Origin of the sequence: Dietzia sp. 111N12-1, from assembly GCF_001658045.1 — a bacterium.
Classification (GTDB): domain Bacteria; phylum Actinomycetota; class Actinomycetes; order Mycobacteriales; family Mycobacteriaceae; genus Dietzia; species Dietzia kunjamensis.
The window spans coordinates 156097-166636 of sequence record NZ_LSSV01000038.1 but is presented as its reverse complement, the minus strand read 5'-3'; the positions used below and the strand labels follow the sequence as shown (position 1 = coordinate 166636).

The following is a 10540-nucleotide window of genomic DNA, read 5'->3' as shown; positions in this document are numbered from 1 at the left end:
TCGGCCGACCGGGCCGGGTCAGCGCTGGACGCGCTCCAGCCACCGCCGCGACGGCGGGCTCGACCGCCAGTTGAGGAAGATCGTCCGGAATGCCCGCGAGAAGCGTCGCCGCATGGCCGCGGGGTCGTCGAAGGGTCGGGCCGAGATCCCCACGGTCAGGGAACGGTCGACCAACAGGCGGTCGTCGGCGCCGAACTGGAACGACAGGTCGATGTCGTCGTGCAGTTCCGGGTCGGTGCGGTTGACCCCGTCGCGCACCCGCTCCCAGGCGCTGCGGCGCATCGCCAGGTTCGAGCCGAACAGGACGGGGTGGGCCATGGCGGCGCCGACGGAGACGAAGAACGCGTCCATGTAGAGCAGCTTCGCGGCGCGGGCCCGCCACCCCTCCAAGCCGATGAACTCGCCTGGGCCGGAGATGGCCACGAGTTCGGGATCGGCGGTGAACGCGGCCTCGATCCGGGCGAGCCACCCGGGTCCGGGCCGGGAGTCGGCGTCGAGTCGGGCGATGATGTCGCCCGTCGCGGAGTCGTAGCCTGCCGCGGCCGCTGCGGGGATGCCCCGCACGGGCTCGACGGCCACCCGGACCCCGATCCGCGCATCCGCGGCCAATGCCACCGCGACGCTGTCGTCCGAGCACCCGTTGTCCACCACCACGACCTCGTCGGGCAGCCGCGTCTGTGTGGCGAGGGAGGCCAGGGCGCCCTCGAGTTCGCGGGCGTCGTCGAGGACGGGGATCACCACGGAGATGCGCACCCGGCCATCCTGCCAGCGGGCCCGGCGGGACAGCGCCCCACCGGGCGATTTGTGCCGCGTTCGGCCGTGTGTGTAATCTGCTAAAGGCTTACGCGCCAAGCGGTTGGGTGACCAACAGCGAAGCGCGGCCCGCCCCCTTAGCTCAGTCGGCAGAGCGTTTCCATGGTAAGGAAAAGGTCGTCGGTTCGATTCCGACAGGGGGCTCGCACTGTGCGGGGCGGCTCGATCGTCCGACTGGCAGGGCATGCCGGTGTAGCTCAGCTGGTTAGAGCGCACGACTCATAATCGTGAGGTCGGGGGATCGAGTCCCCCCACCGGTACTCTCAACACGAAGGCCGCCCGCTCGCCGCGGGCGGCCTTCGTCGTCTTCTCGACTCCTACGGCATCAGGGTCTGATCACACCCGGCTCACGTCCCGTGCTCCGGTCCCGAGGACGAGGTCCCCCGCGTGTCCCGGGATCCCGGTTCCGTCCTTCTCGAGGGTCGGCCGCAGGAGGAGCATCGCGATCGCGATCACCGCGAGAACGGACACCTCGTGGACCAGCATCCCGATCGACATGGTCACGCCCCCGAGGAACAGCCCGGCAAGAAGCGCGGCAACGGTCACCAGGGCGATGGCGATGTTGAGTCGCATGGTGCGGACGGTCCGCTTGGCCAGGGAGAGCGCGTACGGGAGCCGCGGGAGCCTGTCCGCCATCAACGCGATGTCGGCGGTTTCGATCGCGGCCGGCGAGCCGGCGGCTCCCATCGCCACCCCGATGTCGGCCAGTGCCAATGCAGGGGTGTCGTTGACCCCGTCACCGACCATGGCCACGGTGTGGCCGCGGGACTGCAGCTCGCGCACGATCTCGACCTTGTCCTCCGGCATGAGCTCGGCACGGATCTCGTCGACCCCGAGTTCGGCGCCGACATTACGGGCCACCCGCTGGGCATCGCCGGTCGCCATGACGACCCTGATCCCTGCGTCGTGCAGTGCCCTGACCGCTGCCGGGGCGTCGTCACGGATGGTGTCGGCGACGGTGACGATCCCGACCGCCCGTCCGTCGACCCCGACAAACATCGCGGTCCTGCCCTGGTCGTTGAGTTCGAGGATCCGTGCGTTGTCAGGCCGGTGGTCGAGTAGATCCGCGGAGCCCACCGCGACCACTCGGCCATCCACCTCGGCGCGGATGCCCTTGCCGGCGACGGGCTCGGCCGCTTCGACCAGGTCGATCTCCAGTCCCGCCTCCCGGGCACCCGAGATGATCGCCTCGGCGAGCGGATGCTCGGACGCGGTCTCGGCTCGGGCGGCCAGCCTCAGGACGTCCTCACGCGAATAGTCGTCGTCGAGCACGTCCACGTCGGTCAGGACCGGCCGACCGTTGGTGAGGGTGCCGGTCTTGTCGACGACGACCGCGTCGACCCGGGCCGCACTCTCGAGGTACTCGCCGCCCTTGATGAGAACACCGTCCTTGGCGGAGCGGCCGATCCCGGCGACGATCGACACGGGGATCGAGATCACCAGGGCGCCGGGGCAGCCGATCACCAGGAGGGTGAGCGCGAGCTCGATGTTGCCCATGGTGGCGACCAACGACCAGGGGATCAGGGCCACCACCAGCGCCGAGATCATCACGGCGGGGGTGTACCAGGTCGAGAACCGTTCCATGAAGGTCTGGGTGCGGGCCTTGTCGTCCTGCGCGTCCTCCACCCGGTGGACGATCCGGGCGAGGGTGGTGTCGGCACCGATGCCGACGGCCTCGATACGCAGGACTCCCGACCGTAGCCAGGTGCCGGCGAACACCTCGGAGCCCTCGGACTTCTCGGCCGGGACGGACTCGCCGGTGATGGTGGCCTCGTCCACGCCGCCGTTGCCGGAGAGCACCCGGCCGTCGACGGGGACCTGCTCCCCGTTGCGCACCAGCACGAGGTCGCCGGGTTCGAGTTCCCAGACCTCGACGGTCTCCGGCTCGCCGTCACGAAGGATGGTGGCGGTCTCGGGCGCCGAGTCGACGAGGTCGGACAGGGCCCGGCGAGTGCGGTTGAGAGTCGCCTTCTCCAGGGCCTTGCCGAGGGCGAAGAGGAAAGTGACCGCCGCAGACTCCCAGTAGTTGTCGATGAACATGGCCCCGACGGCGGCGACCACGACCAGCAGATCGATCGAGATCATCCGGATCCGAAGCGCCTGAACCGCCGAGACGGCGATCCGGTAGCCGGCCACGAGAGCGGCGATGATCATCAATCCGTCCGCCACCGCGTCGGCCGAGGTGAGTCGGCCGACGAGCCACGAGGCGACGATGAGCAGGCCGGAGGCCGCCACCACGCCCCAGGTCTTCCATGATTTCAGCATTGTCCTGTCTCCTTCGGTCGCCGTCGTGCGGTCGGTGTCGTCGCGTCAGAACGCCGACGGCTTGACCGCGTAGCCGACCTCGGCGACCGCTGCGACGAGATCACGTACCGAGACCTTCGCGGGGTCGTAGTCGACCAGTACTCGTCCGGAGGCGAACTTGACCTCCGCGGACTCGACACCGTCCAGACCGTTCAACTTGTTCTCGATCTTCGCGATGCACGACGGGCACGAGAATTCATCCGAACGCAGAACGATGCTCTTGACCTGTTCGCGGACACTCATGGTGATCCCAGCTCCTCTACGGTTGCTGTTCCTCGGGGGAACGGTGCACGTTCCTTACGTGCATCTCCGAACCTAGGAGCAACCGGAGAAGACTTCCTTGACGCCAATCAATCAACGGGAAAGCGGCGCCGACCAGTTAATCGCCCGCGATCAGCCTCTCGAGTGCGGCGCGGTCGAGGACCGAGACCCATTCGCGGCCGGAGTCGATGACGCCCGCCTTCTTCATCCGCGCCATCGCGCGCGAGGCGGATTCCACTGTGGTGCCGGCCATCCCCGCAATGTCGTCGCGGCGCAGTCGGACCTGGAGGAGACTCGAGCCGTCCCGCTGGAGGCTTCCGAGCTTGCGGTCGAGGTGCCGCAGCGTCGAGCCGACCCGCTGCTCCACCGACTGCGTGGTGTGCCCGATCTCCTGTTCCCGGGCCTGCGCGAGCCGATCCTGTTGCATTCGGATCAGGCCCAGGGCGAGGCTCGGGTGGTCGCCGACCACCTCCGCCAGCGCGTGAGCGGGCAGGAAGAGCGCACAGGTCGTCTCCATCGCCCAGGCGGACTCGGTCGCGACGGCAGCCTCCGTGTGCAACGGCCCCACGGTGTCTCCGGGGGCGGCGATGTCCACGGTGAGCTCCCGGCCATCGGCGGTGTCCCGGGTAACCCGCGCGCGGCCGGAGACGACGAGATACGAACCGGGGATTTCATCCCCGGCGAGCACCATCGGATCGCCCTCGGCCCAGGACCAGGCGGTCAGGTGCCCGTTGAGGTCGCGCCGGTCATCAGGTGAGAGCTCCCGGGTCAGTGGGGCATCGGCTAGTACCCGCAGCCGGGTCTCGTCCGAGCAGGAGTGCGGGTGTGCGCAGTTGCGCCGAACCGGGTTTCGGGACATCGGTGCAGCGATTCAGTTCGAGGAGTGCAGATGGGTAGAGACCACCCGGAAGTCTCCCGCGCGGGCGAGGGCCTTCTCGATGATCGCCGGGTCCGGGCGGACCGTGTCCGGGTGTTTGACGTACAGCTGCGCGTGTTCGGCCCCGGTGAGTTCGAAGGTCGCCTGGCCCAGTCCGTGCTCGGCGAAGATGTCGTAGAGCGCCTGGAGGGCCTTCTTGACGTCCCTGTCGTTCCGGACGCCGCTGACCTCGAAGCGGCACGAGACGATGTGGGACACGTCAGATCCTTCCGTTGAACGCCTGCAGCGCGGAATCCTCGCGGGTCCCGCCTCGGCCGTCACCGTACTCCGCGTAGTCGGCTATCCACCGGATCGAGCGCACCCACTTGACGTGCTTGTAGCCGTGGTTTGACTCCACCCGCAGGCGGGCGGGGGCGCCGAGGTGCGTCTCGAGAGGGGTTCCGTTGCGCTCGTAGGCCAGAATCGTGTCGTCCTCGTAGACCGTGTCGAGGTCGAGTACCGCGTAGAACGGCTCCCGCGGCCGGTTGTCATACATCTTCTGGGCCAGACCGTAGGAGTCGATCAGCACGTAGTGGGCTCCCTCCGGCTGGGGGCCGAGGACCTCGAGCAGATCCCGCAGTCGTACGCCGGTCCACCGGGACGTGGCGGACCAGCCCTGCATGCAGGTGTGCACCGCTACATAAGAGGTGCGCGGCAGCTCCGTGAGCTCGTCCAGGGCCAGGGTCTTCTCGGCGCCCGAGAGGTCGTCGCCGATGGTCAAGGAATAGCCGCGCCAGGCATCGTCGCGAGCCTCGACCCACTCCGGCGACTCGTCCTCGGTCGGCGGCAGGCCGTTGGTCCAGTGGAACTCGGAGATGTCGTCGTCGGTGTAGGTGTTCTGCCGCCCCATCCGCGGTCGCATCCGGTTGAGGAAGAGGCGGCGGCCGATCTCGGACACCCCGGCGGTGAACCGCTGCGCCCGGGCGCGGTCGGCCAGCGACCAGTAACTCAGGGCGATCCAGAACAGGACCACGGCCACGACGGTGGCGATCGTGATGGTGAAGGCCTGGGCGGATCGTGCCGTGTCGGTGGTGCCGAACACCATGTGCACGACGTTGTGCTCGGCGTGCACCAGGAACACCAGCCCGACATGCATGACGATGAACGCGGAGATGAGCACCATGAGGATGAAGTGCAGCGACCGGGCGCCCTGGTGGCCGCCCCAGAGCTTGACGTACCAGGGGAACCGCGAGCGCACCGCCGGCGCCATGGCCACGCCGGTGAGGATGAGCAGCGGAGCGAGGACGAAGATGACGGCGGTGTAGGCCAGCATCTGTGCGGCGTCATACGGGTCGAAGTGTTCGATCGCCGGAGCCCGGAACCCGAGGTACATCCGGATCGACTCCCACGCCTCGCCGAACACGCTCCACGAGGTGGGGATGATGCGGCGCCACAGTCCGGTCGCGAACAGCAGCACCACGTACACCAGGCCGTTGAGTACCCACAGCATCACCGAGATCCCGTGCCAGTGCCGGCCCAGCCCGATGTTCTCCCGACCCGGTAGGCCGATCAGCGGCGACAGGGATTTCTCGTCCATCAGGGAGGTGTACACGCCCTCCTCCCGTGGCAGTTTCCGGCGGGTGAAGCGCAACCACTCGGTTCCAGGCTTGCAGTCGTTGCGCCACCACAACCGCGGCATCGAGGACAAGATCTCCCAACCCGACCGCAGCAGCATGCCGATCAGGATGAAGTTGATCAGGTGGGAGGCACGGAGCCACAGCGGGAAATCGGGGTTGATCACGTCGGTTCAGACTCCAAACGTCGCTCGCGGGTACATGGCCCCTACATCAGTTATCACGTTCACCAGATACGGAACCCCGCTGGCGAACGCCCGGTCCAGCGCCGGGCCGATCCGCGCGGGATCGGTGACCATCTCGCCGGCCCCGCCGAGGGCCTTGACCACCTCGTCGTAGCGGGTCCGCGGCGCGAGGTCGGCGATCACGTCGTAGCCGTAGAGCATCTGCATGGGCCCCTTCTCCAGGCCCCACGCCCCGTTGTTGCCCATCACCATCACCACGGGCAGCCGGTGCCGCACGAGGGTGTCCACGTCGATGAGGGAGAACCCCGCGGCGCCGTCGCCGAGCAGCAGGACCACCTGGCTGGACGGTCGGGCGATGCGGGCGGCGATCGCCGCGCCCAGCCCCGCGCCGAGGCACCCGAACGGGCCGGGGTCCAGCCAGTTGCCGGGCCGGGCGGGTTCGATGAACTTGCCGGCGTAGGAGACGAAGTCGCCGCCGTCGCCGATCACCACGGCGTCCTCGGCCAGCCGCGGTAGCAGTTCGCCGTAGATCCGCGCGGGGTGGACGGGGTCGGCCGAGGCGCCCAGGAGCTGCAGGTCGGCGGCGTGGGTGGCATCGGCCTTCTCCCGCAGCGTGGCCGCCCAGGTCGACCAGTCCGGGCGCGTCGCCCCCGATCGGCGCTGTACGGCCTCGACCACCGCGTCCAGCACGAGCCCCAGGTCGCCCGCGGTGGCCACGGCCGGACCGGCGTGGTGACCGAGTTGCCCGGGGGAGTCCGCGATGTGCACCACGGTCGCCGGCGTGGCGCCCTCCTTGCCGCCGAACACGCCGTAGCCGAGCCGGAAGTCCAGGGGCGTGCCCACCACGACCACCACGTCGGCCGCGCCGAACGCCAGCCCGCGCGCCTTGGTCACCAGCAGCCGGTGCCCGGCCGGGACGATCCCGCGGCCCATGCCGTTGGGGATGACGGGCAGGCCCAGCGACTCGACGCACCGCAGCGCTGCGTCTTCGCCGCGATCTGCCCACACGTCGGAGCCCAGCACCAGCACGGGACGCTCGGCGCCGACGAGCAGGTCGGCGATCCGGTCGACGGCGTCGGTGTCGGGGGAGCGGTCCGGCGCGGCGGCGGGGGAGCCGTCGCCGGCCCGCCCCGGTCCGGGCCGGACGGAGTCGCACCGGTCGAAGAAGTGGTCCATGTGCACGTCGAGGAACGCCGGCCCGCGGTGCGCGGTGCGGGCGGCGGTGAACGCGCGGTGGGTGGCGGCGGCGATATCGGCCGTGTCGCGGGCGGTCTCGGCGGACACGGTCACCGACCGCACCACCGGGACGTGGTCGAACTCCTGCAGGCTGCCGGTGCCCCAGCGGTCGGCCGGCGCGCGCCCGCCGAGGACCACCATCGGGGCGCCGGAGAACGAGGCCTGCGCCAGCGCGGACACGCCGTTGGTCACCCCCGGACCGGCGGTGAGGACGGTCAGGCCGGGCGAGCGGGTGAGCTTGCCGGTGGCCTCGGCGGCGAATGCGGCCGTCTGCTCGTGCCGCACGTCGAGCAGTGCCACGCCGTGGTCCTCCTTCTCCGCGGCGTCGTACATGGGGAACACGTGCGCCCCGGAGAGGGTGAACATCGTCCGCACGCCGTGCGCGGCGGCGACGGCCGTGGCGTGGGATCCGCCGTGCCCCTCCACCGGTGTGGGGGCGTCTCCGCCGGGCCCGCCCGGCGATCGCCCAGCCTTCTCGTGCCCGGCCCGCGGGGCCGGCTCGTCGTGGCTCACATCGCACTCCCTGCTCGACTGCCCCCACCGTAGGAGGCGCGGACGGGTCGTATCAGCGGTTCGGCGGACTCGCCCTCGGGTAGCGTCGGCGCCTGTGAGCACAGACAACGCTGATGACCTCGTCGTCGTCGTCGGGGATCCGGTCACGGTCACCGACACGGTGGTGACGCGCTTCGCCGAGGCGGTGGGCGCGCCGACCGGCCAGGTCCCCGCCACCCTCGCGGCCGCCCTGACCGCGCCGGTCCAACGCGCGGTGATGGAGCACCCCGCCCTGCGCATCGACCTCGCGCGCACCCTCCACACCGCGCAGTCCAGCGAGCACCACCGGCCGATCCGCGTCGGCGACGTCCTCACCGCCACCGCCACGGTCACCGGGGTGCGGTCGGCGCGCGGCGGGCGGATGATCGGGATCGACACCGTGCTGCGCGACGCCGTCGGCGAGCCCGTCCAGACTCTGACCAGTGCGTTGCTCACCGCGGAGGCGGAGGCATGACCGGGCGGGAGGTGCATGGGCAGGGCACGGCCGCGCGAGGCGCGGCCGCGCAGGACGTGACGACGACGAGGACCGCGGTCGCCGGGGAGGTCCTGCCGTCGCGGACCCTGCCGATCTCGCGGGACGACCTGCGCCGCTACGCCGAGGCGTCGGGGGACCACAACCCCATCCACCTGGACGATGACGCGGCGCAGGCGCTCGGGCTGCCCGGGGTGGTGGCGCACGGGATGCTCACCTCCGCGCTGGCGATCGGGGTCGTGGCCGAGTGGGCCGGGGGCGCCGACCGCGTGCTGGCGACCTCGTTCCGGTTCGCCGGGCCCGTGGTCGTCCCGGTCGATGCGCCGGCGCGGCTCGAGGTGGGGGGGACGGTGAAGAAGGTGGCCGACGACGGGTCGACCGCCGACGTCGCCCTCGCGGTGATCTGCGACGGGGCGAAGGTGTTCGGCAAGGCGATCGTCACGGTCTCGCTCGCGGGGTGACGCCGCGCGATTTCGGGCCACCGGCCGCCTGTCGTACACTGGGACGCCCGACCGAACGCGGTCGCGGACCGCGCTGCCGCCAGGCAGTCGCCGACACTGTAGAGTCGAGGCGTTCGTGCGGCCCGCAGGCGCGGGAGGGCACGGGTGGCCGGGAGACCGGCCGAAGGGGCGTAGCTCAATTGGCAGAGCAGCGGTCTCCAAAACCGCAGGTTGCAGGTTCAAGTCCTGTCGCCCCTGCACTTACCGCACACCAGACGACCCGGAGGTAGCCGCGTGAGCCAGGATCGCGACGACGACGTCGACGTCAACGGCGTCCGCGATTCCGACGCCGCTGCCGCCGTCCCCACCGGCAAGGCGGGGCGCGGCGACACCGCCGTGGCCGGACGGGTCCGTACGGACGCGGACAAGCCGGAGGACACGCGGACCGCCCGCACGAATCCGTTCCAGTACATCGGGCAGGTCGTCGAGGAGCTGCGCAAGGTCATCTGGCCCACGCGCAACCAGATGGTCACCTACACCATCGTGGTGTTCCTGTTCCTCATCTTCATGACCGCGCTGGTCTCGGGCGTCGACTTCGGCGCGGGCAAGCTCGTCGAGCTCGTCTTCGACCGCTAGAGACCTGCCGCTGGGGTCCGGGGCGAGATCCGGACCGCCGAACTTCGAGAGGACCGCATTTCCGTGAGCGACATCGATCAGAGCCCCGAGGCCGAGGGCGCCGAGCAGGCCGCGACCGAGGCGGACGCGGTGCTCGGTGACACGGCTGCGGACCCCACCGGCACCGTCGACGCCGATACCGCCGAGGCTGATACCGCCGACGCCGAGGCTGACGCCGCCGACACCGCCGCGGCAGGTGCCGAGCTCGACCAGGACGCCGCCACCGACGCGGTCGAAACCGAACTCGACGACGACGACGAGGCCGAGATCGTCCCCGAGGGTGACGAGGACGTCGCCGAGGCCGAGCTCGACGAGTCGGCGCTGCAGACGGACGACATGGGCGACGACGCCCCCGCCGAGGAGGCGCCGGCCGAGGAGGCCGCGCCCGCGATCGACCCGGTCATCGCCTTCAAGCGTCAGCTGCGCAAGCTGCCCGGCGACTGGTTCGTCATCCACTCCTATGCCGGGTACGAGAACAAGGTGAAGGCCAACCTCGAGACCCGCGCCGTGACCCTCGGCGCCGAGGACAAGATCTTCCAGGTCGAGGTCCCGGTCGAGGAGTTCACCGAGGTCAAGAACGGCCAGAAGAAGGTCGCCAACCGCAAGGTCCTACCCGGCTACGTGCTGGTGCGGATGGAACTCGACGACGAGTCGTGGGGCGTCGTGCGCAACACCCCGGGCGTGACCGGGTTCGTCAGCGCGACCGGTGGCGCCGCCGGCAAGCCCACCCCGCTCTCGCTGAGCGACGTGGCCAAGTTCCTGGCCCCCAAGCCGGAGAAGAAGTCCGCCGCCGCGGGCACCGCCGACGACCAGGGCTTCGCCCCGCAGGCCGTCGAGGTGGAGTTCGAGGTCGGCGAGTCGGTCACCGTCATGGACGGCCCGTTCGCGACGCTGCCCGCGTCCATCTCCGAGGTCGATCCGGCCGCGCAGAAGCTCAAGGTCCTCGTGTCGATCTTCGGTCGCGAGACCCCGGTCGAGCTCGGCTTCACGCAGGTCGAGAAGATCGACTGACCCGAGAAACTCCCACGACGACCCGTTCCGCGCCCGGCGTGGGGCGGGTCGCTCGTCTGTCAGCCCGGCCGTCGTCGGCGATTAGGGTTCCGACCGGCCGC

At 70.3% G+C, this 10540-nt stretch carries 11 protein-coding genes and 3 tRNA genes; 7 read left to right on the top strand and 7 right to left on the bottom strand.

Annotated elements, in window-relative coordinates:
• Positions 1-18 precede the first annotated feature (18 nt).
• Positions 19-753, bottom strand: a complete 735-nt coding sequence (locus AYO52_RS10635) for a glycosyltransferase family 2 protein (protein ID WP_067716838.1) — start codon at positions 751-753, stop codon at positions 19-21.
• Between the two features lie 131 nt (positions 754-884).
• Between AYO52_RS10635 and AYO52_RS10630 the strand changes: the two genes are divergently transcribed.
• Positions 885-957 (top strand) — tRNA-Thr (locus AYO52_RS10630).
• A 42-nt stretch (positions 958-999) separates the two neighbouring features.
• Positions 1000-1073, top strand: a tRNA-Met gene (locus AYO52_RS10625).
• A gap of 76 nt (positions 1074-1149) precedes the next feature.
• On the opposite strand, the gene AYO52_RS10620 is transcribed toward AYO52_RS10625, so the two are convergent.
• From AYO52_RS10620 to AYO52_RS10595, 6 genes are all read right to left on the bottom strand, one after another.
• Positions 1150-3075: a cation-translocating P-type ATPase gene (locus tag AYO52_RS10620; protein ID WP_227022234.1), complete on the bottom strand. Its 1926-nt coding sequence runs from the start codon at positions 3073-3075 to the stop codon at positions 1150-1152.
• Between the two features lie 48 nt (positions 3076-3123).
• Positions 3124-3360: a heavy-metal-associated domain-containing protein gene (locus AYO52_RS10615; protein WP_067716832.1), complete on the bottom strand. Its 237-nt coding sequence runs from the start codon at positions 3358-3360 to the stop codon at positions 3124-3126.
• 136 nt (positions 3361-3496) lie between these two features.
• A complete protein-coding gene (locus AYO52_RS10610; RefSeq protein WP_082923936.1) occupies positions 3497-4237 on the bottom strand; it encodes a Crp/Fnr family transcriptional regulator in 741 nt (246 codons plus the stop codon).
• A gap of 12 nt (positions 4238-4249) precedes the next feature.
• Positions 4250-4513, bottom strand: coding sequence for a hypothetical protein (locus AYO52_RS10605; protein ID WP_067716829.1), 264 nt, complete (start codon positions 4511-4513; stop codon positions 4250-4252).
• 1 nt (position 4514) lies between these two features.
• A complete protein-coding gene (locus AYO52_RS10600; RefSeq protein ID WP_067716827.1) occupies positions 4515-6035 on the bottom strand; it encodes a molybdopterin-dependent oxidoreductase in 1521 nt (506 codons plus the stop codon).
• 6 nt (positions 6036-6041) lie between these two features.
• The gene (locus tag AYO52_RS10595; RefSeq protein WP_067716824.1) at positions 6042-7715 is read right to left on the bottom strand and encodes an acetolactate synthase; all 1674 of its coding nucleotides are present in this window, start codon (positions 7713-7715) and stop codon (positions 6042-6044) included.
• Positions 7716-7896: 181 nt separating this feature from the next.
• Between AYO52_RS10595 and hadA the strand changes: the two genes are divergently transcribed.
• The 5 genes from hadA to nusG all read left to right on the top strand — a co-directional run bounded on the left by hadA (position 7897) and on the right by nusG (position 10439).
• Positions 7897-8295 (top strand): (3R)-hydroxyacyl-ACP dehydratase subunit HadA, encoded by a 399-nt coding sequence (gene hadA, locus AYO52_RS10590; protein WP_067716821.1) that lies wholly within the window; start codon positions 7897-7899, stop codon positions 8293-8295.
• Positions 8292-8774 carry a MaoC/PaaZ C-terminal domain-containing protein gene (locus AYO52_RS10585; protein WP_082923935.1) on the top strand — a complete coding sequence of 161 codons (483 nt, stop codon included), beginning with the start codon at positions 8292-8294 and terminating at the stop codon, positions 8772-8774. Before hadA ends, AYO52_RS10585 begins: the two co-directional genes overlap by 4 nt.
• 164 nt (positions 8775-8938) lie before the next feature.
• Positions 8939-9011, top strand: a tRNA-Trp gene (locus tag AYO52_RS10580).
• 36 nt (positions 9012-9047) lie between these two features.
• The gene (secE, locus tag AYO52_RS10575; RefSeq protein ID WP_082923934.1) at positions 9048-9389 is read left to right on the top strand and encodes a preprotein translocase subunit SecE; all 342 of its coding nucleotides are present in this window, start codon (positions 9048-9050) and stop codon (positions 9387-9389) included.
• A 63-nt stretch (positions 9390-9452) separates the two neighbouring features.
• Positions 9453-10439: a transcription termination/antitermination protein NusG gene (gene nusG / locus AYO52_RS10570; protein WP_156523583.1), complete on the top strand. Its 987-nt coding sequence runs from the start codon at positions 9453-9455 to the stop codon at positions 10437-10439.
• The last annotated feature ends 101 nt before the right edge of the window (positions 10440-10540 follow it).